26 protein-coding genes and 1 pseudogene are annotated in these 24356 nt (G+C 67.0%); 11 read left to right on the top strand and 16 right to left on the bottom strand.

Going from position 1 to position 24356, the window contains the following annotated elements; all coding sequences use genetic code 11:
* Positions 1-323: 323 nt before the first annotated feature.
* Complete coding sequence (locus OO71_RS23145) at positions 324-1181, bottom strand: NmrA family NAD(P)-binding protein (RefSeq protein WP_033291955.1); 858 nt, start codon at positions 1179-1181, stop codon at positions 324-326.
* Positions 1182-1220: 39 nt separating this feature from the next.
* Entirely contained in the window at positions 1221-1763 is a 543-nt protein-coding gene (locus OO71_RS23140) for a TetR/AcrR family transcriptional regulator (protein WP_245633754.1), read from the bottom strand.
* 369 nt (positions 1764-2132) lie between these two features.
* Between OO71_RS23140 and OO71_RS49120 the strand changes: the two genes are divergently transcribed.
* Positions 2133-2576, top strand: a complete 444-nt coding sequence (locus OO71_RS49120; RefSeq protein WP_084145206.1) for an SDR family oxidoreductase — start codon at positions 2133-2135, stop codon at positions 2574-2576.
* On the opposite strand, the gene OO71_RS23135 is transcribed toward OO71_RS49120, so the two are convergent.
* Positions 2500-3096, bottom strand: a complete 597-nt coding sequence (locus tag OO71_RS23135) for a TetR/AcrR family transcriptional regulator (protein WP_033291953.1) — start codon at positions 3094-3096, stop codon at positions 2500-2502. The genes OO71_RS49120 and OO71_RS23135 overlap by 77 nt on opposite strands.
* Positions 3097-3204: 108 nt before the next feature.
* Here OO71_RS23135 and OO71_RS23130 point away from each other — a divergent pair, with 108 nt between their 5' ends.
* The 4 genes from OO71_RS23130 to OO71_RS23115 all read left to right on the top strand — a co-directional run bounded on the left by OO71_RS23130 (position 3205) and on the right by OO71_RS23115 (position 6357).
* Entirely contained in the window at positions 3205-3909 is a 705-nt protein-coding gene (locus tag OO71_RS23130) for a hypothetical protein (RefSeq protein ID WP_033291952.1), read from the top strand.
* A gap of 40 nt (positions 3910-3949) precedes the next feature.
* Positions 3950-4669 (top strand): SDR family NAD(P)-dependent oxidoreductase, encoded by a 720-nt coding sequence (locus tag OO71_RS23125; RefSeq protein ID WP_033291951.1) that lies wholly within the window; start codon positions 3950-3952, stop codon positions 4667-4669.
* Between the two features lie 148 nt (positions 4670-4817).
* A complete protein-coding gene (locus OO71_RS52960) occupies positions 4818-5456 on the top strand; it encodes a TetR/AcrR family transcriptional regulator (protein WP_033291950.1) in 639 nt (212 codons plus the stop codon).
* Position 5457: 1 nt separating this feature from the next.
* Positions 5458-6357 (top strand): carboxymuconolactone decarboxylase family protein, encoded by a 900-nt coding sequence (locus OO71_RS23115; RefSeq protein WP_033291949.1) that lies wholly within the window; start codon positions 5458-5460, stop codon positions 6355-6357.
* A gap of 36 nt (positions 6358-6393) precedes the next feature.
* On the opposite strand, the gene OO71_RS23110 is transcribed toward OO71_RS23115, so the two are convergent.
* Both OO71_RS23110 and OO71_RS23105 read right to left on the bottom strand, forming a co-directional pair.
* On the bottom strand, positions 6394-7422 hold the full coding sequence (locus OO71_RS23110; protein ID WP_156096494.1) for a sensor histidine kinase: 1029 nt from the start codon (positions 7420-7422) through the stop codon (positions 6394-6396).
* 17 nt (positions 7423-7439) lie between these two features.
* Positions 7440-8099, bottom strand: a complete 660-nt coding sequence (locus OO71_RS23105) for a response regulator transcription factor (RefSeq protein WP_033292021.1) — start codon at positions 8097-8099, stop codon at positions 7440-7442.
* 100 nt (positions 8100-8199) lie between these two features.
* Here OO71_RS23105 and mptB point away from each other — a divergent pair, with 100 nt between their 5' ends.
* Together mptB and OO71_RS23095 are read left to right on the top strand one after the other, a co-directional pair.
* A complete protein-coding gene (gene mptB, locus OO71_RS23100) occupies positions 8200-9648 on the top strand; it encodes a polyprenol phosphomannose-dependent alpha 1,6 mannosyltransferase MptB (RefSeq protein WP_156096493.1) in 1449 nt (482 codons plus the stop codon).
* Positions 9649-9663: 15 nt separating this feature from the next.
* On the top strand, positions 9664-10023 hold the full coding sequence (locus OO71_RS23095) for a GatB/YqeY domain-containing protein (RefSeq protein WP_033291948.1): 360 nt from the start codon (positions 9664-9666) through the stop codon (positions 10021-10023).
* Between the two features lie 555 nt (positions 10024-10578).
* Here the strand turns inward: OO71_RS23095 and OO71_RS23090 are convergent.
* Positions 10579-11454: a LysR family transcriptional regulator gene (locus OO71_RS23090; RefSeq protein ID WP_033291947.1), complete on the bottom strand. Its 876-nt coding sequence runs from the start codon at positions 11452-11454 to the stop codon at positions 10579-10581.
* 97 nt (positions 11455-11551) lie between these two features.
* Between OO71_RS23090 and OO71_RS23085 the strand changes: the two genes are divergently transcribed.
* On the top strand, positions 11552-12427 hold the full coding sequence (locus tag OO71_RS23085; protein ID WP_033291946.1) for a TIGR03564 family F420-dependent LLM class oxidoreductase: 876 nt from the start codon (positions 11552-11554) through the stop codon (positions 12425-12427).
* A 126-nt stretch (positions 12428-12553) separates the two neighbouring features.
* On the opposite strand, the pseudogene OO71_RS49115 reads toward OO71_RS23085, so the two are convergent.
* The 4 genes and pseudogenes from OO71_RS49115 to OO71_RS23070 form a co-directional block, all read right to left on the bottom strand.
* Positions 12554-12851, bottom strand: a pseudogene (locus tag OO71_RS49115) (integrase core domain-containing protein); the annotation flags it as partial.
* Between the two features lie 143 nt (positions 12852-12994).
* Positions 12995-13489, bottom strand: coding sequence for an SRPBCC family protein (locus tag OO71_RS23080; protein ID WP_033291945.1), 495 nt, complete (start codon positions 13487-13489; stop codon positions 12995-12997).
* Positions 13443-13829 carry an ArsR/SmtB family transcription factor gene (locus tag OO71_RS23075; RefSeq protein ID WP_033292019.1) on the bottom strand — a complete coding sequence of 129 codons (387 nt, stop codon included), beginning with the start codon at positions 13827-13829 and terminating at the stop codon, positions 13443-13445. The genes OO71_RS23080 and OO71_RS23075 overlap by 47 nt, the downstream gene beginning before the upstream one ends.
* A gap of 30 nt (positions 13830-13859) precedes the next feature.
* On the bottom strand, positions 13860-14450 hold the full coding sequence (locus OO71_RS23070) for a helix-turn-helix domain-containing protein (RefSeq protein ID WP_033291944.1): 591 nt from the start codon (positions 14448-14450) through the stop codon (positions 13860-13862).
* Between the two features lie 86 nt (positions 14451-14536).
* Between OO71_RS23070 and OO71_RS53140 the strand changes: the two genes are divergently transcribed.
* The gene (locus OO71_RS53140; RefSeq protein ID WP_342669945.1) at positions 14537-16678 is read left to right on the top strand and encodes an FAD-dependent oxidoreductase; all 2142 of its coding nucleotides are present in this window, start codon (positions 14537-14539) and stop codon (positions 16676-16678) included.
* 33 nt (positions 16679-16711) lie between these two features.
* On the opposite strand, the gene OO71_RS23055 is transcribed toward OO71_RS53140, so the two are convergent.
* On the bottom strand, positions 16712-17038 hold the full coding sequence (locus OO71_RS23055; RefSeq protein WP_033291943.1) for a putative quinol monooxygenase: 327 nt from the start codon (positions 17036-17038) through the stop codon (positions 16712-16714).
* Positions 17039-17105: 67 nt separating this feature from the next.
* Between OO71_RS23055 and OO71_RS23050 the strand changes: the two genes are divergently transcribed.
* Positions 17106-17537 (top strand): MarR family winged helix-turn-helix transcriptional regulator, encoded by a 432-nt coding sequence (locus OO71_RS23050; protein ID WP_033291942.1) that lies wholly within the window; start codon positions 17106-17108, stop codon positions 17535-17537.
* 1078 nt (positions 17538-18615) lie between these two features.
* Positions 18616-19578 (top strand): chitinase, encoded by a 963-nt coding sequence (locus tag OO71_RS23040; RefSeq protein WP_033291940.1) that lies wholly within the window; start codon positions 18616-18618, stop codon positions 19576-19578.
* Positions 19579-19619: 41 nt separating this feature from the next.
* Here the strand turns inward: OO71_RS23040 and OO71_RS23035 are convergent, their stop codons facing one another.
* Genes OO71_RS23035 through OO71_RS23015 form a run of 5 tightly spaced genes read right to left on the bottom strand, consistent with a single transcriptional unit; the run spans position 19620 to position 24210 of the window.
* Complete coding sequence (locus OO71_RS23035) at positions 19620-20381, bottom strand: HAD family acid phosphatase (protein ID WP_033291939.1); 762 nt, start codon at positions 20379-20381, stop codon at positions 19620-19622.
* Positions 20382-20396: 15 nt separating this feature from the next.
* Entirely contained in the window at positions 20397-21596 is a 1200-nt protein-coding gene (locus tag OO71_RS23030) for a THUMP-like domain-containing protein (RefSeq protein WP_033291938.1), read from the bottom strand.
* 1 nt (position 21597) lies between these two features.
* The gene (locus OO71_RS23025; protein WP_033291937.1) at positions 21598-22563 is read right to left on the bottom strand and encodes a class I SAM-dependent methyltransferase; all 966 of its coding nucleotides are present in this window, start codon (positions 22561-22563) and stop codon (positions 21598-21600) included.
* Positions 22560-23339, bottom strand: a complete 780-nt coding sequence (locus tag OO71_RS23020; RefSeq protein WP_033291936.1) for an enoyl-CoA hydratase/isomerase family protein — start codon at positions 23337-23339, stop codon at positions 22560-22562. Before OO71_RS23020 ends, OO71_RS23025 begins: the two co-directional genes overlap by 4 nt.
* Before the next feature lie 49 nt (positions 23340-23388).
* Positions 23389-24210 (bottom strand): ABC transporter ATP-binding protein, encoded by an 822-nt coding sequence (locus OO71_RS23015; RefSeq protein ID WP_033291935.1) that lies wholly within the window; start codon positions 24208-24210, stop codon positions 23389-23391.
* Between the last annotated feature and the right edge of the window lie 146 nt (positions 24211-24356).

Below are 24356 nucleotides of genomic sequence, written 5' to 3'. Positions count from 1 at the left end.
TATCCGGCTTACACGGGTCATGCCTGCCCAGACCCAACCGCACCCGGCATGCACTGGTCATGCACGCCCCGACACCAGCAGCGTCCGGCATGCATTGGTCATGCACGCCCCGACACCAGCTGTTTTCCGGTCAACACCGCTCGTTCCTGCCAGACACCGGTCGCGTCCGGCGTCACCCGTCATTGCACGCCAGACACCAACCGCATTCGGCTTACACCCGGTTGTGTCGGGGCTAACGCCGGTCGGATCCGGCTGGCACCAGCCGTTCCTAGCTGCCGCCGGTCGTGTCAGGTTGGCTCCAACGCGACCACGGTCCGGGTGATTCAGCCCCTGAGCCGGTCGGCGAGAAGGTCGTCGACGGTGCGGGGTTCGTGGTCCAGGAGTTCTGCCAGCAGAGGATTGGTGTCGGCGAAATCGCCGTTTCGCGCCGCGTGGAAGAACCGCAGCAGCATCTGGGCCACGTGCTCGGGGGTACCGGCGGCGATCCGGTCGGCGAGCCATTGCTCGTCGTCGGTGGTGACCCGGCTGATGTCGCGGCCGGTCAGTTTGGCTGCGGCGGCAGCAATGTCGTCGAAAGTGACGGCGTGGCGCGCGGTGAGCGTGACGGGGCCGTCGAACGCCTTCTGTCCAATGAGGATGATTGCGGCAGCCTCGGCTACGTCGGCGCGATCGGTCCAGGAGACGGGGCCGTCGGCCGGTCCGGTGATGGTGCCGGTTTGTTGCCATGGACCGAGCAGCCAGTCGAGGCTGTGCGCGTAGAATCCGTTACGCAGTGAGGTCCAGGCAATCCCAGACGACGCGAGCAATGCCTCCGTCGCGGCGTGCTCGTGCGCCGGGGCGAATGGGCTGTCATCGCGCACGTTCTGGTGGCTCGTGTACAGAATCCGCTGCGCTCCCGCCGCAACCGCAGCTTCGATCGCGTTGTGGTGTAAGCTGATTCCATCAACGTCGGAATCATTTTGAGAAATCAGCAGAATCTGTTCGGCACCTTCGAACGAGTCGCGTAATGCCGCGGGGTCGTCATAGGAACCGTGGCGTACCCGTACGCCACGGTCGGCGAAATGCTGTGCTTTGGCGACCTCGCGGACGCTGACGCCGATGCGTTCTGCCGGAATGCTCTTGAGCAGGTGCTCGACGGTCGCGCCGCCCAAGGCACCGGTCGCGCCGGTGATGACGATCATGATTTGTTGCCTCCGTAGGGATCCAGGAGTCGCTGGGTGTCAGGACGAATGAGCCGGGCGGAGCAGCGGCAGCAAGATGTCGTCGACGATGTGCTTGACGAAGTTCCGGTCGCTCGGCTCTCCGACGACCACAAGCCGATGCACGATGAGCGCCGGAGCGATCTCGGCGAACAGCGCGGCCGCGCCGGGAACCAGGTTTTCACCTTGCGCGCCGCCGAAAGGACGTTCGGTCATAACGGCTTCGTCGCGTCGCAGGATTCGCCGCATTTCGGCCGCCAGTTCCGGATCGCTGCGCATGCCGGCAAACAGCGCGCCAAGTAGCCCGATCTCCTGCACGGCAATCTGCGCGGCCAGCCATTCCACGGTCTGTAGCAGAGCTTGCCGGAGATCGTCAGTCCGCACCGCAGGTGGAACGCTCGCCGCGCGGTGCTCGACTGCTGCCGCCACCAGCGCTGCCTTGCCGGTGTGGCGTCGGTACACCGTAGGCTTGCCGACCCCGGCTTCGGTCGCGATCGACTCGATGGACAGCTGGTCGTAACCGACCTCGACCAGCAGTTTCAGTGTCGCGTCGAGGATCGCCACGTCCCGCCCGGCGTCACGCGGCCTGCCCCTGGCGGGCCCGTTGGCATCGGACATGTGCACCTCATTACGAAACTGAACAGGAACGTAATTGAATGTAGCGCCCAGCACGCCGGAAATCAACCCGAAGGCTCACGCCGTCCTGGCGCCCGGGCCAGGCACCAAGGGCACACCTCCGGAAGGATCAGCCCGACGAGTGGGCGCTCGGATCGCAAGCGACCAAAACGACCAGAAACCGTGCCTGACCAGCTCAAATGAATTGTCCGAACAGCAACCTATCGACACGGAAGGCGCAATCCACGGAAACGTTTCCAGATCAGCCGTTGCGAACAGCGCACGCAAAGCCCTATCACCGCAAGCAGATCCACACCGATGACTCAGACAAGCAGCCGATTCCGCAGCGCGGGATCAGCCAATTCCTGGAGTTCGTCGCAACCAACGCCGCCTTCGTGGGCCAACGAACTCAAGGGACGCAGCATCCGGCTCAATGTGATCTCGCCGGGCACCATCGACACCCCCGCGATTGCCAACGGCAGTCGGCAAAGAAAGGGCGGCGCTGCCAAAGCAGGTTTCGCAGCGCGCGTTCCACTCAGCCGGACGGGCACGCCGCACGAGGACACCGTCGCGCTTCTCGCATCGGAACTGAGCAGCTTCATCCGCACCGCCAACCTCTACCTCGAAAGCGGAGAGAAACAACTCCGACCACCCGCGGTCGACATGTCCACAGTGGACGTACAGTTCAACGGAGCAGCGGCAGGAAAATCGTGTCGACGACCTCCCGGATCGCCTCGGACGACATCGGCCGCAGGTTCATGATCGCCTCGTGCCGGAGCAGGTCGTAGGGCAGCCGGGCAATCCGCGGGGTCAGCTTCGCGCCGTCGATCTCACCCTGGTCGACGGCGCGCTGCGTCACAGCTTCGATGACCGACCGCCTGGTGCCCACCAGCATTTCGCGCAGCTCGGCCGGGCTGGTGCCGAGTTCGTCGAAGTACGCGGCCAGCTGCGCGGTCATGATCGCGGCAAAGCCCGCAAACCAGACGTTGAGCTGCTCCAGCAGATCGATGGTGTCGTCCCGCAGGGATCCGGTGCGCGGGTCGACCAGGACCGCCCGGTCGCTCGCCCGGATCATCGCGTCCTGAACCAGCGCGCCCTTGGTCGCCCAGCGGCGATTGACGACCGGACGACTGGTGCCGGCCCGCCGGGCGACAGAGTCGAACGTCAGGCCGGAATACCCGCGTTCCATCAGCTCGTCCCACGCTGCGTCGAGCAGCGCACCGTCGAGCTCCGCGCCGTGCCGGCGCCTTCCACGAACGGGTTCCTCGCTTGCAAGATGCATGCCTGCATCTTACACTCGTGATCAAGGGCTCGTCCCCTCCCCTTCTCCACCGGCCGTTTCGACTGCACCGGCGCGAGCCGTCGAGGATGTTTGAACAGGAGAACCGTCATGAGCACCACTGCCGATGTTCAGCCGTCGACTTCGGTCACCGTCTCCGTGCACACCAAAGGCCGGAATTTCGACGAATCCGCGGTGGACCAGTGGGAATTGAAAGCCGCTCGAAGGGCCCTGAAAAACCTCAAGAACGTGGCCGGCGGCCAGGTCATGATGGATCTGCTGAAGGACCAGATCGACGCGGGTGACCGTTACCACAAAGAACTCGTGGAATCGGCCGGCGGCACGTGGCGGGAATCGCGGACCGCATTCACCGTGCACGGCCTCACCGGCACCCAGCTCACCGCGTGGTTCCGCGGACAATCGGCCACCGGAGAATTCGACGACAAAGTCCTGCTTTTGAATGCGCACCCCGAACACTACGTCGAGCCGCCGTCCTACCCGGGCGGCATGGTCGAGACGATCGGCGGGCACCTCACCCGGTTCAAGGTGGCGATGGTGCCCGAACTTCCCCCGCTGATCAGCGAATACCTCGACCCGGCTTACCCGCAGACGCTGGCGCAGGCCGAGCTGACCCTCGACGACGGCACTCCTTTCGCGTACTGCGTGCATCAGGCGCGCGACACCGAAACCGGCGCGGACGTCGTGGTCCGCGTCATTTATCCGTCCACCTCCCCTGACTCCCTGATCGAGGGACACTGCGAGCATTTGGCGATCGAATTCCGCAGCTGGATCCGGAACGCCGCCACTGCCGGGTGACCCTCGGAAACCATCCGAGAACACCGAGGAAAGACAACTGATGGAATTCAAAGACAAAAAAGCTCTGGTTACCGGGTCGGGCGCATTCGGCGGCCTTGGTCACGCGATCGCGAAAATCTTCGCAGAAGGCGGGGCCGAGGTCACGATCACCGGACGGGATCCCGAGCGCGGCGCGCCGGTCATCGACGATCTCGGTGGCAACGCCCGTTTCCTGGAAGCCGATTTGAATGACAGTGAGAATGTGCGAAAGCTCGCCGACGAAGCCGGGCCGGTGGACATTCTCGTCAACAACGCAGCGATCCTGCTCGGGGCCACGCAGGACCTCGACGACTACGAGCACGCGTTCGCCGTCAACGTGCGTGCGCCGTTCGTGCTCACCACAGTCCTCGCGCCGGCCATGGTCGCGCGCGGCGGCGGCAGTATCGTCAACATTTCGTCGACCGCAGCCGGAATCGGGATGCCCGAAATGGGCGTCTACGGGGCGACCAAAGCCGCGCTGGAATCGCTGACCCGGGCGTGGGCTGCGGAGTTCGCCCCCGCGAACGTCCGCGTCAACTCGGTGTCGCCAGGGCCGATGCGCACGTCGAAGGCGGTCGCCTCGCTGGGCCCGGACGTCGGCGGTTACGGCAACACCGTGCCGATGGCGCGGGCGGCTGACCCGTCGGAGGTCGCCGAAGTCGTCGCATTCGCGGCCAGCGACCGGGCCGGGTTCATGACCGGCGCGATCCTGCCCGCGGACGGAGGCCGGGCCGCCATCTGACCCCGTCTCCCTGGCTCCATTCCCCCGCGGCGGCCAGGACGACGGACCGCTGTACGGACGCCTCGTGCGCCAGGCGTCCGTACAGTGCTGGCGTGACGACTATACATAGGTATAGTCTGCTGTACATGCGTATAGCAGTGGTGCGGCAGTGACCGACCCCGACGACCTCACCGCGCGCGCCCGGATCCGGGACGCGGCGATGCGGCATTTCGGCGAATACGGCTTCGAACGCGCCACGATCCGGGGAATTGCCGAGGCCGCCGGGGTGTCACTCGGTTTGGTGAGGCACCATTTCGGGTCCAAACAGGCGCTTCGCGAGGTGTGCGACGCGCACCTCGTCAAGCTCATCCGGCAGCTCAACGACCAGGTTCCGGCGGACCTGACCAGGCCTGCGGGCAGCAATCCCGTTGCGGCCGCACGAGCTGCCGTCGGGCCGTACCGCGACTACCTCGTCCGTGCGCTCGTCGAGGGCGACGCGTCGCCGTTGTTCGACGAAATGGTCCAGCTGAGCATGCATCGGCTCGCCGAATCCGATCGGCACCGGCCGGGCCCGCCCGCTGCCGATCCGAAGGTCCGCGCCGCGATCAGCACGGCGATGGCGCTGTCGATCACCGTGCTCCACAAACACCTCTCCCGCACGATCGGCGTCGACGTCCTGAGCCCGGACGGCGACAACCTCCTCGCCCGCGCACTGATCGACCTCTACTCGCATCCCGCGCTCACCCTCGACGAGGCGCAAGCAGCGCTCGCCCGCCTCGACGAGCACCCACCAGTGGAAGGAACCTGACATGCCAGCTGCGTCGTCTCCACGTATCCCGCCGCTCGAACTCGACGAGATGGAGCCTGAGCATCGAAAACTGGCGAAGCTCGGCGCCGACACCGTCATCCAGGTTCTCGCCCGCGCGCCCGAACTGATGAATGCGTCGTCGCAGCTGGGCGCGTACCTGCTGGGCCAGGGCAAGCTTCATCCGCGCATCCGGGAGCTCGCGATCCTGCGCGTCGCGCTCAGGTGTGATGCGCCGTACGAGTGGGCCAACCACGCGCCGGCCGCGCTCGGCGGCGGCGCCACCGAGGCCGAGATCGTCGCCGTTTCCGACCCGGACGCGTCGTGGCCGCCCGAAGACGACGCAGTACTTCGGGCCGTCGACGAATTGTGCGCCGACGTCTGCGTATCGGACGCCACCTGGGCAGCGCTTGCCGAAACCCATGACCACGCCGAGATCATCGAGATCCTGTTCCTCGTCGGCTATTACCGAATGATGGCGGGTTTCCTGAATTCTGCAGGGGTTTCGGTGAAACCCGGCCAGCCCGCGCTCGGCGAACCTCCGACCCCGGTGCGCGCCGCCACCGATCCGGACCTCACCCGTCCCAGCAGCGGGAAAACCGGCCCGGACGGCAGCTGGAAGATCACCTTCACGCACCCGGCGGGCAGCAAGGACCTGCTTCTCGACCTCGCGACCGACGGCACCACGATGTCCGGTTCCATCTTCGACGGCCAGCTGGGAGTGACGGTCCCCATCGTCTCGGGCACAGTCGACGGCCAGGACGTCACTCTTACCGCACTGGTCACTGACCCAGCGCGGTTCGAGGTGAGCGTGGCGGGCACCGTGAACGGCGACGCTTTCGCCGGTTCGGTCACGATTTCCGGCGGTGGCACGTTCCCATTGTCCGGAATTCGCACCGGCTGATCCGTACACTGTGGACGGTCCCTTGTTGCGCACAAGTCAGGGCAACACGACGTCGACCTTCAAGCCTCCCCCTTCGACGGGCGCGGCGGACACTCGTCCGCAGTGCGCGGCAGCGATCGACCGCACGATGGACAATCCGAGACCAGCACCGTCCCGATGGTTCATCCGGTCAGCGGTCAGCCGGCGAAACGGCTGGAACAACGACTCGACCGACTCGGCCGGTACCCGCTCGCCGGAATTGCCCACGCTCAGTGCCGGTTCTCCGCCGACGGTCACCTCGACCCACCCGCCCGAGTGGTTGTACTTGATCGCGTTGTGCACGAGATTGGCGACGAGCCGTTCCAGCAGAACGGGATCGCCGGGCACAACGCGCTCGGCCGACGCGTGGCGCAGGGTCAGCTCGCGTGTGGCCAGCTGTTCGGCATAACGGGCGAGGACGGTGTCCACCAGCTCGTCCAGCCGGACCGGAACCGTTCCGGGCAGGCCGCGGTCCGCCTCGGCCAGCACGAGGAGTCCCTCGATCAGCTGCTCGTTGCGCTCGTTGACCACGAGCAGCTGCGCCGCGAGCCGTTGCACCTCGTCGCCGCCACCGGTGACCATCGCCACCTCGGCGAGCGTCCGCTGCACGGCGAGCGGCGTGCGCAGCTCGTGGGACGCGTTCGCGGCGAACCGCCGTTGCCCCTCGAAGCCGACCGCCACCCGGTCGAGCATCCCGTTGACCGCCGTCGCCAGCACCCGCAGCTCGCCGTCGGTCTGCTCCACCGGCATGCGCTGCCCCAGGTTCTGCGGCCCCAGCTGGTCGATGGTCGCCGCAAGGTCCGGCAGAGGCCGCAGCACCCACGACACCACCGGCCGCCACGCCAGTACCGCCAGCACGACGACCGCGACCAGCGGCAAGAACCACCAGATGGTGCCCACCGGATTGCTGCAGCCGGTGCCCCGCGGACAGAACGACCGGTCCACGTATGTCCCGAGCACCATTGCCAGCGACGCGCCGACCGGGTACGCGAGAACCAGCGCGGCAAGCAGCGCCCCGAGGAACACCAGCTCGACGCGGCCACGCAACGACGTCCGCGCCCGCCTCAGGTACCCAGCCGGTACCCTGCGCCGGGTACGGTGTGGATCACCGGCGGTGCGCCGAGCTTCCTGCGCAACGTCATCACCGTGACCCGCACCGTGTTCGTGAACGGGTCGGCGTGCTCGTCCCATGCCTTCTCCAGCAGCTCTTCCGGGCTGACGACCCGACCTTCGGCTCGCAGCAACACCTCCAGCACGGCGAACTCCTTGGGAGACAACGACAACGGCCGCCCGTCCCGCGACGCGAACCGCCTCGCCGGATCCAGCTCGACCCCGGCGCGGTCCAGCACCGGCGGCAACGCCGGACGGGCCCGCCGGGCCAGCGCATGCACCCTGGCGACGAGCTCGGCGAACGCGAACGGCTTGGTGAGGTAGTCGTCCGCCCCTAGACCGAGCCCGTCCACGCGGTCGCGGATACCCGCCGCAGCGGTGAGCATGAGCACCCTTGTCTCACCGCCGTCGCCGACGATCTTGCGGCATACCTCGTCGCCGTGCACCAGCGGCAGGTCGCGGTCGAGCAGGACCACGTCATACCGATGGACCGCAACGCGTTCGAGCGCAGCGTCACCGTCGTAGCAGACGTCGACTGCCATCCCCAGATGCCGCAGACCCTCGGTGATGGAGTCGGCCAGCATCTGCTCGTCTTCGGCCACGAGCACGCGCATCAACCGCTCCTCACGAGCCTCAGTAGAACGCCGGACGGATAAAGATCGGATAAACGCCGATCTTAACCATCCGAGATCATCCGCTCACTAGACCTGCGGCATGATCTTCGCCGGAAAGAGCGCGACCGCGGTAGGGCTGTACGGCACGGTGTTCGCCTCGCTCGGCGCGTTCGGCGCAGGCGCGACGCTGCGACACGATCCCGTACTGTCCGGGACGGTGCTGAGCGCCGTGCGGTTCGGGCACGGCCGGACGCTCGCCACTGCTGTGTTGTATCTCGGCATTTTCCTCCTGGTGTTGTCTTGGGTCCGGTTAGGACACTCGGTGCGCGCGGGTCGGACGAGCACACGAGACGTTGTGCGGGCTACCTGGCTGTGGTGCGCTCCGCTTTTGTGCGCGCCACCGTTGTTCAGCACCGACCTGTACACGTATCTCGCGCAGGGCGTGGTGGCGAGTGCCGGGCTCGACCCGTACACACACGTCCCCGCTGAACTTCCCGGCCCGGCCACGGACAATGCGGCCGGCGGCTGGCTGCACATTCCGTCGCCCTATGGGCCGTTGCATATTCTGATCGTGAAGAGCGTCCTTTCTCTGACTGGCGACAATCTTGTCCTCGGCGCATTCCTGACCCGGCTGGCCATGACAACCGGATTGGCGTTGACGTGCTTCGCATTGCCGATCCTGTGCCGCCGGCTGGGCGCCCAGCCGGAACGTGCACTGTGGATGACAGTGGCGAACCCGTTGATGGTGCTGTGCGTGGTATCGGGCGGACACAACGACCTGTTGATGATCGGGTTGCTGATAGCGGGAACTACGGTGATGATCACGACTGTACCAGGGTTCGGGCTCGCGGTGGTAGTGCTGGCTGCCGCAGTGAAAGCTCCGGCCGCGGTAGCGTTGCCGTTTCTCTTGTGGACATGGGAGATTCGACGTTCAGGCGGGCGAATCATGTTGCGTAGCTACGTCTCGACACTTGCCGCCGCAGTGTCCATTGTGGTCGTAACGTTCGGGTTGTGCAGCATTGCAGCTGACGTAGACCTCGGGTGGATCCGGTCAATGAGCGCGAATTCCACGCTTGAGCCATGGTTGTCGATCCCCACCGCGGTCGGGAAAATCTTGGGGGCAGGAGGTGCCGTCGCGGTGTGCCGAGCAGTGGGCTGGGTCGCGCTTGCCGGGATCCTGATGTGGTTGTGGTGGCGTTCGCGAGCCAGCGATGCGGACGCGGTGCGCGGTGCTGCGGCAGGGTTGTTGGCTACGGTCGTACTGGCGCCGGTGGCGCTGCCTTGGTACTTCACGTGGCCGTTGGCGCTCGGATCCCTTGCGGCGTGGCCGATTTCGCGGGTCGCGCTCGTTGCCGCGGGTTCGACCTGGCTGGTCGTGAGCACCCACCCTGACGGGCAAACCTTGCTCCCAGCTTGGGGATTTGTTGCCCTGGCAGTGTTTTCGGCCGGTGCGGGAGTGCTGACCCTGGACGGAAAATTCGCGCGCTCGGGTGACAGGAGGGGTGGTAGGCTCAGGGAGTCGGTAATTCATCGCATTCCTCCACCCTGATGGGAATTGTCTGCCATGCGCGCAAACCTGCGTGACGAACTGAAAACAGCGCTCAAGAACCGGAACCGAGTCGCGATCACCGCACTGCGCTCTGCGCTTGCGGCGATCGACAACGCCGAAGCGGTGCCGGTCTCGCCAGGGGCCGATGGCAAGGCAGGCAACGAACACGTGGTGGGTGCGGCGGTCGGCCTGGGCGCGGCGGAAGCAATGAGACGGCATCTCACGGAGGAGGACATATGCACGATCGTCAACCGTGAAGTGGACGAGCGCACCTCGGCGGCGGACGAGTACGAGCGTCTCGGAAGGACGGAGCAAGCTGAACAGTTACGGGCGGAGGCGGCAGTGCTGAAGGTGCATCTGGAATCTGTTGAGTGAGTGGGTGTTGTCAGGTAAGGGAGGTTGGTGACGAGGTCCGGTACATGAGTGGTGACACCGATGGGTGCGATCGGGGCTCGGCGAGTCGGGGCGTGCATGAGTCCGACTGATCGGGCTCGTCCGGGCTCAGTGATCGGGTGCGGTCGGGGCTCAGTGGGTCGGGCTCGTCTGGTCCTAGTGATCGGGCGTGTCTGGGCTCGGCGACGGGGCTCGTCTGGACGCAGTGATCAGGCGGGTGGGGGCTCGACGATCGGGCGCGTTCGGACCCAATGATCAGGCGAGTCCAGGCTCGACGATCGGGCGCGTTCGGACCCAACGATCAGGCGAGTCCAGGCTCGACGATCGGGCGCGTTCGGACCCAACGATCAGGCGAGTCCAGGCTCGACGATCAAGCACGCCCGAACCCAGCGATCAGGCGAGTCCAGGCTCGACGATCGAACACGTCATGCCGAGCGATCACGTCGTGGAAGGGATCACCTCGGAGAAGGGCTGAAACCCGGCAGGCGAACCAACCCGCCTACCGGCAACACAAGCCGTCCGCGCAAGGAGCCCGTCTCACGAGACCTCGCCTGCATCCCGGAACGCGGTTGCCACCAAGGCGGTGCAGCCGTGGCTGTCGTGGTCTGCCGGGATCAGGACTGCGCCCGCGATCTCCAGAGGTGGGTCCAAGGGGAGGGAGCGCACGCGGGTTGACGTCGTGGTCACCTGGTCGACGGGCAGGAGGGCCCAGGTGTCGGGCGTGGTGCCCAGTTCGACGAGCGTGTCCTCGACCGTGCCCGTCGGGCGGCCGAGACGGACGGTGACACCGGCGTTGTCCAAGGCGGACTTGATTGCGTCGTACAGGAAGGGGTCGGTGGCTGGAGAAGGGAGACGCAGGACGTCGGCGGCCAAGTCGGCAAGGCGTGCCGACCCGCGATTGGCTGCTGGATGGCGCACGGATACCACCGCGTGGAGCGGCTCGGTCCACGCCGGGATCACGTGCAGGCCCTCGGCTTCGGTGACGCCGCGTGCGAGGACCAGGTCCAGGTCGCCTCGTCGCAAGGCGGTCAGCCGGTCCGCCACCGGGAGGTCGACCAGCACCAGTTCGAACCCCGGGTGACGGTCGCGGAGCACCTCGACGCCGCGTTCCAGTCGCGCCAGCAGGCCCGGCGCGGTGCCGATGTGGACCTTGTCCGAGGGTGTCCCGGCGGCCAGTCGCACGCGTTCGGCGGCTGCGAGGGTGTCGCGGGCCGCGGCGAGAACGCGGGTGCCTGCCGGGGTGAGCCGGACCGTTCGCGGTGAGCGGTCCAGCAGGCGGACCCCGAGTTCGCGCTCGAGCCGAGCCACCTGCTGGCTCACCGCGGGCTGGACGATGTGCAGCCGCTCGGCTGCACGCCCGAAGTGCAGCTCCTCCGCGACCGTGACGAAATAACGCAGGGTCCGCAGCTCCATCGTGTGCCTCCTCCACCTGCGACAATCAGATCACGTGATCGCTGCGCGAGCCAACCGCGTCTCGATCTTCGGACCGGTTCGCGCTGAGGTGGACAGCATGCGGATCGGAACAAACCTCGACAGCAGCGGTATGGCACCCCTCGAAGACGCGCGCGCGGAGGCGGTCAAGAACGCAGCGCGCGGGTTCGACAGCGGCTGGACCAATCAGTTCCCGAATGGTCTCGACGCGCTCGCGCTGTTGCCCTACTTCAGTGACGGCCCTGCTGAGCTGGGCACGGCCGTCGTACCGACGTACCCACGGCACCCCGCCGCGATGGCGACTGAGGCGCTTGCCGTCCAGGCCATGACCGGTGGACGGCTGACGCTCGGCATCGGCCCCAGCCACAAAGTCATGATCGAGGGTGCGCTGGGCCTCGCCTACTCCGCACCCGCCCGGCACACCCGGGAGTATCTCGAAGTGCTGAAACCGTTGCTGCGCGGGGAGCACGTGAAGTATTCCGGAGAATTCTTCACCGTGGACACTCAGTTGAGCGCGCCGACGCCACCGCCGTCGGTGCTCGTTTCCGCGTTGGGGCCACGGATGCTGGAGGTGACGCGCGAACTCGCCGAAGGCACCATCGCGATCTGGGTCCGTCCCGACCTCGTCGCGGACTACCTGGTCCCCCGCCTCGGCGACGGCGCTCGGGTGGTCGTCGGGCTGACCGTTTCGGTGACCGCCGACCCGGACGGCACGCGGGAGCGAGTCGCCCGGAACTTCAGCATGATCGGCGACCTGCCCGCGTACCGGGCGGTGCTCGACCGCGGCGGGCTGGACAGTCCGGCAGACGCCCTCGTCGTCGGCGACGAGGCGGACGTGCTGCGCGAACTCGCCCGGTTCCGCGACGCCGGTACGACCGACCTGATCGTGCACCCGGAAGGGACCGCGGAGGAGAAGGAACGCACGCTGGAAATCGTCGCGGGCCTGGAACGGTAACCGCAGGGCCTGGAACGGTAACCGCGGGGCTGGAACGGTGACCGCGGGGCCTGGAACGGTGGCCGCGGGGGGCGGTCCGGCTGCGGCTGGACCGTCCCCCGCGGGAGGGCGGCCTCGGGGAAGCAGTTACCGGTAAGAGGCCCTGACGTCGAGGACACTGGCGGAGAGTCGGTTTGCTGATGGCTGATCTCCGGCAGCGGTGTGTGGCCGATGGTAGTTGTAGTGAATGTCCCAGACTGTCAGGGTTTCGGTGCGGTGCTGTTCGCTGGTCCGGGCGCGGGCGTAGAGAAACTCTTCGGCCAGGATCCGGTTGCAGCGTTCGGCTTTCCCGTTTCGGCGTGGGGATTCGCTCGTGGCGTGCTCCGTGCAGCACGGTGGCAAAGTCTTTCGCGCGGTAGCAGGCACCGTTGTCGATGACCAAGCGGTAGAAGCCAAGTCTCAGCGCGGACCGGCCAGCGTCCGAGCAAAAGCCGCCCCAGAAAGGCTGACCAGTCCGCGGCCGAAACCGTTGCCAGCACACGTGTCCCGCGATTTTCATACGATCGTGGCGGCCGATCTGCGCTATGATCAAGCCAGCGACACAGCCACTTCCTCCAGTGCGTCCATCGATTCCTGCATTCCGCCTTCCATTCCGGACTCGATGATCATGTCACGCAATTCTTTGGTACCAGTCTGCGTCAGCATGGTGACCATGGTGCGGCCGTCCGATTCCGCGAACGTCACGGTGACGACTGGAGCGTCCACATCGGACGCTCCGGGGGTCTCGTAGACCTCGGTGTTCACGAGGCGCTCGTTCGGCACGATTTCGCGGTACTCGCCGTGGAAAGCGACCTCGAAGCCGCCGGTGGCTGTCATGACGTAGCGCCACTGGCCGCCGACGCGCAGGTCGATCTCCGCTGACGTCACCGTGCCGCGTTTGCCTGCCCACCAGCGCTTGACCAGGTCCGGCGTGGTCCACGCGCGGTAGACGAGGTGCCGCTGCGCGGCGAACTCGCGGGTGATCAGAATCTGGTCGTCAGCGGGCAGGGTCACCTTGGCCGTGCCGGTCGTCGTGTTGGCCATGGTCGTCCTCCTCGGTTTCGCCGAGCTCCTCGAGTACGGAGTCCAGCAGCTCGAAACGCTCTTCCCAAGACCGCTCGTAGCGGCTCACCCAGTCGTGGATCGGTTTCAGGGCACGGCCGTTGAGCCGGTAGAGCCGCTGCCGGCCCTCGTCGCGCACGTCGACCGCGCCCACTTCGCGCAGCACTCGCAGGTGCTTGGAAACCTGCGGCTGCCCCAGCCCGAGCAGCCGGACCAGGTCGTTCACCGGACGCTCGCCCCCGGCGAGGACGTCAAGGATCTCCCGTCGCCGTGGTTCGGCGACGGCGTTGAAGACGTCCGCGGTCGTTGCTGCCCGTGCCATGCGGCAATCATATACCCATATGGGAATGCGTCAAGAAGCCGGCTGCGCGCGGACGTGGAAGCGCTCCCCCTGTGGCCCGAACAGCGCGAGGAGCTCGCAGATCTCGTCGCCGGCGTTGCCGAACCAATGCGGAACGTGCGTGTCGAACTCGGCGACTTCACCCGGACGCAGGATGACGTCGTGGTCGCCGAGCAGGAGACGTAACCGTCCGGAGAGCAGATACATCCATTCGTACCCCTCGTGAACCCGCAGCTCAGGCGCTTCGACATGCTGCTCCGGCGGCAGGATGATCTTGTATGCGCGCAGTCCGCCCGGCCGACGGGTCAGCGGCAGATACGTCCTGCCGTGCCGGACGAACGGCTTCGGGTGCAGCCTCGGATCGCCCGTAGGTGGCGCGCCGACCAGCTCGTCCAGCGGAACCTGGTATGCCCGCGCGAGAGTGAGCAACAGTTCCAGGGTCGGCTTGCGCTGACCGGATTCCAGCCGGGACAACGTGCTGACCGAGATTCCGGTGGTTTCGGAAAGGCCGGTCAGCGTGGCGTTGCGTTGCCGACGCAGCGCCCGTAGCCGCGGGCCGACCGCGTGCAGGACTTCGCCGAGGTCCTGATCGTCTTCGCTCATGCCCTCAATTTGCCACTTCGGCAAAGATGTTTGTCAAGTTGTCGGGTTCTGCGGATAGTCCGGGGAGAGGACGACAGGAGGATCCCGTGGACGAGAAGTACGACGTCGTGGTGGTCGGCGGTGGCGCGGCCGGGCTCAGCGGGGCGGTGGCGCTCGCGCGGTCCCGGCGATCGGTGCTGGTGGTGGACTCGGGCGAGCCGCGCAACGCGCCCGCCGGCCACGTGCACAACTATCTGGCCCGCGAAAGCACCCCGCCGGCCGAGCTGCTCGCGTTGGGACGCGCCGAACTGGCGAGTTACGGCGGCGAGGTGGTCGAGCAGACTGTGACGTCGATCGACCACGGTTTCGAGATCACGCTGGCCGATGGGCGGACCACGCGAGCGCGGCGGGTGCTGGTCGCGACCGGGTTGCAGGACGAGTTGCCGGAGGTGGCCGGGCTCGCCGCGCGGTGGGGTCGCGACGTGCTGCATTGCCCGTACTGCCATGGCTGGGAGGCGCGCGACCGTGCGATCGGCGTGCTGTCGACCGGCCCGATGACCGTGCATCAGGCATTGCTGTGGCGGCAGCTGACCGACGATGTCGTCGTTTTCCGGCACACGAATGGCGATTTCGACGAGACCCAGCTGCTGGCGCGCGGAATCCGGATCGTGGACGGGGTGGTCGCCGCGGTCGAGGCTGACGACGACCGGATGACCGGCGTCCGGCTCGAATCGGGCGAGGTCGTGGCACGTGAGGCGCTGGCGGTCGCACCGCGGTTCGTCGCGCGGGCCGACCTGCTGAAGCCGCTCGGGGTGGAGCCGGTTCCGTTGGAGTTCAACGGTTTTGTGCTCGGGACGGCCGTGCCCGCGGACGCGTCCGGAGCGACGTCGGTGCCGGGATTGTGGGTGGCGGGGAATGTCGCGGACATGCGGGCGCAGGTCGTGGTCTCGGCCGCGGCGGGGTTGACCGCCGGTGCGGCGATCAACGCGAACCTGGTCGAGGAGGACGCGGCGGAGGCTGTGCGGTTGGCGGAGGAGCCGTTCTCGCATGAGATGGAACGCGAGGTTGCGGCGCGGGTGAGCGGGGGTCGGGAGCACGGGATGGATGCTCGGGTCGGCGGGGAGGGCGAGCGTCAGTGGCCGGTCGGCGAGGTGGGAGCGGACGCGCGGGATGGGAAGAGTTGGGCGGACGGGGCTTTTGAACGTGAAGTCTCCGCTCGAGTTGGCGGGGGTTCTGCGCGCGGAGGCAATGTTCGAGACGGCCGCGAGCCCGTGGGTGGCACGCTGGGTGCTGGCCGTCGGGGGTCGGGGACCGAGCCGCAGGCAGGCGGGTACCCGATGGGAGACGACGCGCGGGGCGGAGGACATGGACCCGAATCGCGCGACGGCGAGCGCCCGGACCATGGAGCCGAGCCGCAGGCAGGCGGGTACCCGATGGGAGACGACGCGCGGGGCGGAGGACATCGACGCGAATCGCGCGACGGCGAGCACCCGGAGCATGAAGCCGAGCCGCAGGCAGGCGGGTATCCGAAGCAGGGAGACGACACGCGCGGCGAAGAACATGGACCCGAATCGCGCGACGGCGGGCACCCGGACCAAGGAGCCGAGCCGCTGGCAGGCGGGCATCATGAACACGGGAATGAGCCGCCGGCTGATCGGGATTCTTGGGATGCCCGGTATCGGTCGCGGGCGGGGGTTTGGAGTGGGCGGCCCAATGCGCAGCTGGTCACGGAGGCGAGCGGGCTCGAGCCGGGGCATGCGTTGGACGCTGGTTGCGGTGAGGGTGGCGACGCGGTGTGGCTTGCGCAGCAGGGCTGGCACGTGACAGCGGTCGATTTCTCGGTGACGGCCGTCGAGCGGGGGCGGGCGCTGGCGGCGGAGGCCGGGGTGGCGGAGCGGATCGAGTGGGTTGTCGCGGACCTGGGTGAGTGGGTGCCGGAATCGAAGTTCGAGCTGGTGACGTCGCATTTCCTGCATGTGCCGTCGGCGGGGCGGGCTCGGGCGTTCGCGCGGCTCGCGGACGCCGTGGCACCTGGTGGGACGCTGCTGGTGGTCGGCCATCACCCGGCGGACGTCCACGCCGGGCGGCCGGACTTCGCGGACATGATGTTCACCGCCGAGGACGTGGCGGCGACTCTGGACCAGTCGTGGGCCTCGGTGTCGACGGACGACCGCGGGCGGACGATGACCGGGCCGGACGGCACGGAAGTGTCCATTCAGGACACTGTGCTGGTTGCCCGGAAGGACTGATTTGTTCTGCTCAAAGGAAAGTGATTGCCGACGTCAGACGTGGTGGACGGACTCCACGGTGTACAGGTGCGGGTCGTACTCGGCGAGGGCCGCGGCGGCGGACATGTGGTCGCGGCATTCGGGGTCGGCGAGCATGGCTTGGAACGCTTCGGCGCTGGACCACTGGGCGTAGTTGATGACGCGGGTGCCGTCGGTGCTGGCGTGGATGTTCGCGGAGACGAAACCTGCGCGGTGCCGCATGACTTCTTCCGTGGCGGCGGTCAGGACGTCGACGAGCCGGCGCTGGTTGGCCGGGTCGACGGTGAAGACGTTGACCAGAGTGGCGAGATCGGCGTGCGGGTGGATGGTCGTGGCGGTCATGGCTGCTCCTGGGTGAATTCTGCGTGACAGGTTCCTGACATAGGTCAGTATGTGTAAGGTTCCTGTCATGAGTCAAGAGGCGACTGTGCGGCGGCCGGGATATCTGGTGAAGCGGGTGCAGCAGGCGTTCCGGCAGGCGTGCGACGAGCAGTTGCGGCCGATCGGGTTGTCGATGGCGCAGTACGCGGTGTTGGCTGCACTGGCGGAGAACCCGGGTGCGTCGTCGGCGGAGTTGGCGCGGCAATGCTTCGTTACGCGGCAGTCGTTGCGGGATGTGCTGAACGGGTTGCGGGCGGCGGGGTTGGTGGCGGTTGCGGAGGAGGCGTCGGCGGGACGGGCGCGGCCGGTGCGGCTGACGGGGCCGGGCGAGGCGCATCTGGAGGGGGCGCAGCGGGTGGTGGGTGAGGTGGAGGAGCGGATGCTGACCGGGATGTCGGACGCGGAGCGGCGGAGGTTGGCCGGGCTGCTGAGAACTTGCGCGGAGAACCTTGGGCCGTGAGTGCGAGGCGGGCCTTGGGTGTCGGTGATGGTGACGGGTTATGGGCGAGGAGAGCTTGGATATCCGTGATGTGACGGGTATTGGGCGCGGGAAACCTGGATATCGATTACGGCGACGGGTGTCGGGGTGCGGGAACCTGGGCATCCACGACAACGACCGGCGTCGCGTGCCGGAACCTGGACATCCGCGACAACAGCCGGCGTTGACGGGTGACGCGAAGAACCTGGGCATTGACGAGGGGCTTGGGCATCGAGGGGGCCTGGAGCGGGTGTCGGGGAGGGCGCGCTTGTTGGCGGGTTACGTGGAGGACGACGGCATCGACGAAGAGGACGAGCGTCGGCGGGAGACGCGAGAGAAGCGTCGGCGACGGGTGCGAATGTTGACGGGGTGTAGCGAAACCCGGGCATCAGCGGCAGTAGCAGACTGGGGGCACGGCGCGACCATGCATCGGCAGCGGGGACGGGGGCCGAGAGATGGGCGCGAAGAAGAGCGGGCATCAGCGAGGCTGCAGGTATTGAGGGCTACGGAGAAGCTCGAGTATCGGGCGGCGGCGATGGGGGACGCCGAGCAGCGCGAGCACCGGTAAGGGCGGCGGGCGCTAACAAAGCGAAACAGAAAACTGGGGCATCAGAGAAGGCTGCGGGCGTCGATAAGCGACGCAGAGGAAACCCCCGCATCGGTGAAAGTGGCGGGGGCGATGGGGCACGGCGAAAGGCGGTGAGCCGTCGGGACCCGAGGGAGCGGGCGGGGAGAAACGTAAGGCCCCAAGGGAAGGGTGCCGACGGCGGGGGCGGGAATGGAGAACGGCGGGGGCTGGAACGACGCACCGCTGGCAAGGTGAAGAGCGAAGGCTCCCCGGAGCCGGTGAGCGGAACCCCATCTCGAGAGCCAGAGAGCGGGTCCGCCAAAAGAGACCCCGGGAAAAAGAGGCGACCAGACGGTGTGAGACCACAAGAAAGAGTTCCCGGTCAGTGGGATGGTCATGACTCCGAATGGAGGATGGCTTCCGCCGCGATGCTGGTCTATACCAATGGGCAAAGGTTCCCACCCGGCGGTTCTCGTTGTGGAGGTTTCACCTATGCGGTTCCTCTCTTCCCGGAAAATGGTTGCTGTGCTTGGTGGGGTTCTGGTCGTCGCCGGGGTGCCGGGGCAGGCGCGGGCTGCCGGGGCGGCCGTGGCGGTTGCGCCTTATGTGGATATGGGGGCTTGGCCGTCGCCGGTGTTGTCGGACATGGCGGATCGCGGTGGGGTGAAGAGTTTTACCCTCGGGTTTGTCACTTCGGCCGGGTGCAAGGCCAGCTGGTTCAACGCCTACGATCCTCGGCAGGGGTGGCAGGCTGACGAGATCGGCGAGATTCGCGCTGGTGGCGGAGACGTGAAGGTGTCCTTCGGGGGTGCGGCCGGGATTGAGCTTGCCCAGGCTTGTCCGGACGTCGATGCGCTCGCGGCGGAGTACGACGCCGTCGTGAAAGCTTATGGGCTCAAGTATATCGACCTTGATATCGAGGGGGCGGCGGTCGCTGACACGGCGTCGATTCAGCGGCGGTCGCAGGCGCTCAAGAAAGTACAGGACGCCAATGCCGGGCTCAGGATTTCGTTGACCTTACCCGTTTTACCCAGCGGGCTCACCCAGGACGGCTTGAACGTGGTGACTGCGGCCAAGGATGCGGGTGTCGATCTTGATCTCGTGAACGTGATGGCGATGGATTACTACCAGGGGCCGGGCGATCAGGGTGCGAAAGCGATCGAGGCGGCGAAAGCCACGCAGGGGCAACTGAAATCGGTACTCGGGCTGTCGGAGGCTTGGCAGAAGGTCGGGCTGACGCCGATGCTGGGCGTCAATGATTCGCAGAACGAGATCTTCTACCAGAAGGACGCGACCGCAGTGGTGGACTTCGCGCGGAGTGTCCACTTGGGAATGTTGTCGTTCTGGGAAGCTGGGCGCGACGCGAACGCGTGTACGGGTGCGTTGTATCGGTGCACCAATATTCCGCAGCAGCCTTACGAATTCGCGAAGATCTTCGCAGGGTATTCCGGCTGACGGACGTTGCCCGGGTCCGGCGCGGGACCCGGGCAACCCGGTCAGGGCAGGTAGTACATCGGGTTCGGGAGTTTCACCGGGTGGTCGGCGTAGCCGCCCTCGAGGTCGCTGAACTGGTCGCCGATGTTGAGCACGATGTGCGAACCGGTCGCCTGGATGTGGGCTCGGGTGCCGGATTTGTATTGCACCGTATTGCAAGTGAGCCCGCAGGGCAGGTAGTCCGGCGCGGTGGTTTTCGGTTTGAAGAAGGCGCCGGTGGGGGCCGGGTAACCTTCGTTGGCCAGGTTCTTCAGTGACTGCGGGCCCTGGAATTCGTTGCGGCCGGTGAGGAAATACACGCGGACGCCGCGCTGGGCGGCCCAGTTCGCCAGTTCCAGTACCGGTTTGTTCGCCACGAAAGTACCGTCGTCGATGGCTTTCTGCTGTTTCACCGGGTCGAAGCCGAAATCGTTGTCGGCCTCCCAGCCGTAGGTGACCTCGGAAGTGTCGTCGACGTCCAGTACGATCGCCGGGTTCTTCACCTTGCCCAGCGATTTCGTGAGGTACCGCTGGGCGTCGGCGACCACACGTTTGGTGTCGGTGACGAACCGGCTGGTGTCGGAGTAATGGTGTTTGCCCGAGGCGTCGAGATAATCGCCGTAATACGCCTTGACGTCGTTCTTCACCTGACCGATGTTGGCCGGTTCACGGCTGTGCGCAGCGGTGACGGCATCCGAGCCGGCGAGCGCGGTGGCTCCTCCGGCGACCGTGGCTCCGACGGCCGCCGCAGCGGCCAGCTTGACGAGAGCGGGAAAACGAGACACAGCGACCCTCCAGTCTTATTCCGAACCCGCAGAACTTACGCCGCGTACCTCCGGTTGAAAACCCTCCGAAGGGATGCGTTCCGCCCGGCACACGAAGGCCACCGGGGACCGGCCGATCCGCGTCAGCACCACGGTGGACTCTTCGTGACCGCGTGGTTTCAACCTGCGACGCAACGCGTCGGGATCGACGTCCAGACCACGCACCAGGATTTCCAGCCGACCCACCGAAAGCTTCCGGAGCAAAGCACCGAGCGGCTTCTCGCGGAACGGCAGCTGTTCCACGATCCGGAAAGCCCGCGTACCCGGCGGTGGCGTGTCACCGGTGAGGTACGCGATGCGTTCGTCCAGCTGCCACAATCCGTGCTGAGCTGCATAATGCCGTACCAGCCCAGCGCGGACGATCGCTCCATCAGGGTCGACCAGCCACTCCCCCGCCGCGCGCACCGGAATGTCGTCCGGCGAGGCGTCCGTGAGAGTCCATTGTGTACCGTCCGAACGCAACACTGTCGCGCGTCTGGCAACCCCGGAAGAAAGCCCGCGCCACAAGCAAGCTTCGCGTACCTGGCCGTCCAAGGAAACGAGTTCCACCTCATCCGCCCACGGCGCAACGGAAAAGTCCATTCCGGGCGCGCATTTCACCGAGAGGATCCGGCCCGGATAGGCGGCGACCAGTTCGTCGAGCGGTGGCAGGAAATCGGCTGGACGCCATACCCGGCGTCCGGCGGAGCGGCGGGCTGGATCGGCGACTACCGCAGCAGAACGGGAAACTGGTCGTAGCGCATCGGCCTGTACCACAAACGCAGCAGAAGCGTTGTGCCGAGCCATTTCCAGCCGCACGGCGTCCACATCGGACCCCACGGCGAGAGAAGCCACCCGGGACAGCTCGACCAGGTCGGCACCCACCGAACAGGTGACATCGTGTACGGCAAGGCCAGCCAACCGCGAAGCCCGATGCCGCGCGACCAACGTCGCACTCGCCTGCTGAAGAGCGTCACCGGTGAAGAGCCAGTCCGAAGAGGACAGTAGCTTGGCAGACGATTTACCCCGCAGCGCAACGGTTTCCAACACCGCCGACGCGCGGGAGCCCACCAAGCGCCGAGCCGCAGTGACGTCGGCGATGGTGGTAGCGTCCAAAGTGGAGCATTCGGCGAGCGCCGCCCGTCCTGCGGCCGAGCGCAGGAAGGCGACGTCGTCGAGCGTGAAACTGTACGGCAATTCAGGACGGCCGTTTGGTCCCGGTGATCATCACGTTGTAGAACAGCTCCCGCGGCAACACCTTCGACAGCACCTTCTTGTCCAAAGCGGACAGCCGCAGCCACAGGTGGTAGGCGAACATCCGCCAGCGCACAGTGAGCTTCTCCTGCGGCACGGCCGCCTCGAAGGTGCGGATCGGCCACCCGGCCAGCGCGGCGGAGAACTCCTCGGTGACCGCGCGCACGTCCTGCGCACCGGCCCCGCGCGCCATCGCCTCCAGGTCCGACGGATCGAACGTGTGCAGGTCGACCACTGCCTCGAGCGCCGCCGCGCGCGAGGATTCGTCCAATTCGGACTGTGGCCGCCGCCAAGCGCTCAGCACCGGCAGCTTGGTGAGGTTCGTGGTGACGTACCAGGTGAACTGGCCGAGACGGCGCGCGTACCGGTCACCGATTTTCGTCGGCTCTCCGGCGAACACGAATCGCCCGCCCGGCTTCAGCACGCGCAGCACTTCGCCGAACGCCTGCCTTACGTCCGGGATGTGGTGCAGCACCGCGTGTCCCACCACGAGGTCGAACGTGTTGTCGTCGTACGGGATCCGCTCCGCATCCGCGACCCGGCCGTCGACGTCCAGGCCCAGCTTCTCCGCATTCCGCAACGCGACCTGCACCATCCCCGGCGAAAGATCGGTGACCGACCCCTTCTTCGCCACGCCGCCCTGCATCAGGTTCAGCAGGAAGAAACCCGTGCCACTGCCCAATTCCATCGCGTGCGCATACGGCTGGCCGTCCGAGCCCGCGACCGCATTGAACACGTCGGTGGCGTAGGAAATGCAGCGCTCGTCGTACGAGATCGACCACTTCTCGTCGTACGTCCCGGCTTCCCAGTCGTGGTACAGGACATTCGCGAGCTTCGGGTCTTCGAACGCCGCCTTGACCTCTTCGGCCGTGGCGTGCGGATGCGGCGCGGGGTCGGACACCGTGGTCACTTCCCCTCGAAGGTGGCCTTGCCGGGACCGTTCTCGATGAACGACTGCATGCCGTTGCGCTGGTCCTCCGTCGCCCACAACGCGGTGAACAGCTGCGTTTCGATCTTCAAGCCGGTAGCCAGGTCGACGTCCAGCCCGGAGTCGATCGCGGCCTTGGCAGCGCGCAGCGCGACGGCAGGACCGTTCGCGAACTGCGCAGCCCACTTGTGCGCGGCCGCGTAGACGTCGTCCGGCGCCACGACCTCGTCGAGGATACCCAGCTGCAGCGCCTCGTCGGCCTTCACGAACCGGCCGGTGTAGACGAGGTCCTTGGTCTTGCTCGCACCGATCAGCCGCGCGAGCCGCTGCGTGCCGCCCGCGCCCGGGATGATGCCGAGCTGGATCTCCGGCTGGCCGACCTTGACGTTGTCACCGGCGACCCGGCGATCCGCGGTGAGCGCCAGCTCCAGGCCGCCGCCGAGCGCGTACCCGGTGATCGCGGCGACGACCGGCTTCGGGATGTTCGCGATCCGCGCGAGCGACGCGGTGAGCTCGGCGCCGAACTTCGCGATCTCCGGGTACGTACGCGCGGCCATTTCCTTGATGTCCGCGCCACCGGCGAAGGTCTTCTCGCCGCCGTAGAGGATGACGGCGCGCACGTCGTCGCGGTCGGACGCCTCGCGCGCGGCCTCGGCGAGCTCGGCCTGCACCTGGTTGTTCAGCGCGTTGACCGGCGGCCGGTCCAGCCGGATCGTGCCGACTCCGCCCTCGACCTCCAGGGTTACGAACTCTCCCACGCGAAATCCTCCTCAATCAACAGCGACGCTACCGAGCAGTAAGGACAACCTACCGGCGGCGGGCGAAGAACCGCTCGCCCGAACGTTCCAGCACGAGGTCCTGGTCGAACGTCTTGGACAGGTTCTCCCCGGTGATGACGTCGTCCACCAGGCCGGACACCACCGCGCGGCCCTCGCGCAGCAGCAGCGCGTGGGTGAAGCCCGGCGGGATCTCCTCGACGTGGTGGGTGACCAGCACCATCGCCGGCGCGTCCGGGTCGAGCGCGAGCGTGGACAGCCGGGCGACCAGGTCCTCCCGGCCGCCGAGGTCGAGACCGGCGGCGGGCTCGTCGAGCAGCAGCAGCTCCGGGTCGGTCATCAGGGACCGGGCGATGAGCACCCGCTTGCGCTCGCCCTCGCTGAGCGTGCCGTACGTGCGTTCGGCCAGGTGTGCGATGCCGAGCGTGCCGAGGAGCTCGGTGGCCCGGTCGAGGTCGAGTTTGTCGTATTGCTCACGCCAGCGGCCCATCACCGCGTACCCGGCGCTGACCACGACGTCCGCGACCAGCTCCTCGCCGGGCACGCGCTGCGCGATCGCCGCGGAGGTGAACCCGATGCGCGGGCGGAGGTCGAAGATGTTGACCCGGCCGATGCGGTCACCGAGCAGGTCGACGACGCCGGTGGTGGGGTGCAGCTCGGCGGCGGCCAGGCGCAGCAGGGTGGTCTTGCCCGCGCCGTTCGGCCCGAGCACCACCCATCGTTCGTCCAGCTCCACCGACCAGTCGAGGTCTGCGAGGAGGTCGTTGCCGGTACGGCGGACGCCGACACCGGACATCGCCACCACGAGGTCGTCAGGATCGCTGGGCAGGATCGGCTCGCTCACGGGGCCCATTGTGGCGGTCGGTCGCGCGCGTGTGCGCACCCGCCCGGGGTAATGCCGCCCACGGTGTCCAGCCGGTGGGACACGCGGCCGCCGGACCCGGCGCTGTGGCAGCATCCGGGGCGTGTCCAGGTCCGCGCACGCCGCCGTCCCCGTGA

The sequence above is a fragment of the Amycolatopsis jejuensis genome (assembly GCF_000717335.1).
Taxonomy (GTDB): Bacteria; Actinomycetota; Actinomycetes; order Mycobacteriales; family Pseudonocardiaceae; genus Amycolatopsis; species Amycolatopsis jejuensis.
Note: the sequence above shows the minus strand (reverse complement) of the source record. Positions and strands in the feature narration are given on the sequence as shown.

Excerpts from the sequence above, each read along its gene's own strand:
- OO71_RS23070 (WP_033291944.1), bottom strand. The coding sequence starts at position 14,450 with ATGAGCGAAGACGATCAGGACCTCGGCGAAGTCCTGCACGCGGTCGGC.
- OO71_RS23090 (WP_033291947.1), bottom strand. The coding sequence starts at position 11,454 with ATGGAGCTGCGGACCCTGCGTTATTTCGTCACGGTCGCGGAGGAGCTG.
- OO71_RS23085 (WP_033291946.1), top strand. The coding sequence starts at position 11,552 with ATGCGGATCGGAACAAACCTCGACAGCAGCGGTATGGCACCCCTCGAA.
- OO71_RS23050 (WP_033291942.1), top strand. The coding sequence starts at position 17,106 with ATGAGTCAAGAGGCGACTGTGCGGCGGCCGGGATATCTGGTGAAGCGG.
- OO71_RS23015 (WP_033291935.1), bottom strand. The coding sequence starts at position 24,210 with ATGGGCCCCGTGAGCGAGCCGATCCTGCCCAGCGATCCTGACGACCTC.
- OO71_RS23040 (WP_033291940.1), top strand. The coding sequence starts at position 18,616 with ATGCGGTTCCTCTCTTCCCGGAAAATGGTTGCTGTGCTTGGTGGGGTT.
- OO71_RS23075 (WP_033292019.1), bottom strand. The coding sequence starts at position 13,829 with ATGGCACGGGCAGCAACGACCGCGGACGTCTTCAACGCCGTCGCCGAA.
- OO71_RS23105 (WP_033292021.1), bottom strand. The coding sequence starts at position 8,099 with ATGCGCGTGCTCGTGGCCGAAGACGAGCAGATGCTGGCCGACTCCATC.
- OO71_RS23055 (WP_033291943.1), bottom strand. The coding sequence starts at position 17,038 with ATGACCGCCACGACCATCCACCCGCACGCCGATCTCGCCACTCTGGTC.
- OO71_RS23130 (WP_033291952.1), top strand. The coding sequence starts at position 3,205 with ATGAGCACCACTGCCGATGTTCAGCCGTCGACTTCGGTCACCGTCTCC.
- OO71_RS23080 (WP_033291945.1), bottom strand. The coding sequence starts at position 13,489 with ATGGCCAACACGACGACCGGCACGGCCAAGGTGACCCTGCCCGCTGAC.
- mptB (WP_156096493.1), top strand. The coding sequence starts at position 8,200 with ATGATCTTCGCCGGAAAGAGCGCGACCGCGGTAGGGCTGTACGGCACG.
- OO71_RS23115 (WP_033291949.1), top strand. The coding sequence starts at position 5,458 with ATGCCAGCTGCGTCGTCTCCACGTATCCCGCCGCTCGAACTCGACGAG.
- OO71_RS49120 (WP_084145206.1), top strand. The coding sequence starts at position 2,133 with ATGACTCAGACAAGCAGCCGATTCCGCAGCGCGGGATCAGCCAATTCC.
- OO71_RS23125 (WP_033291951.1), top strand. The coding sequence starts at position 3,950 with ATGGAATTCAAAGACAAAAAAGCTCTGGTTACCGGGTCGGGCGCATTC.
- OO71_RS23135 (WP_033291953.1), bottom strand. The coding sequence starts at position 3,096 with ATGCATCTTGCAAGCGAGGAACCCGTTCGTGGAAGGCGCCGGCACGGC.
- OO71_RS23095 (WP_033291948.1), top strand. The coding sequence starts at position 9,664 with ATGCGCGCAAACCTGCGTGACGAACTGAAAACAGCGCTCAAGAACCGG.
- OO71_RS23145 (WP_033291955.1), bottom strand. The coding sequence starts at position 1,181 with ATGATCGTCATCACCGGCGCGACCGGTGCCTTGGGCGGCGCGACCGTC.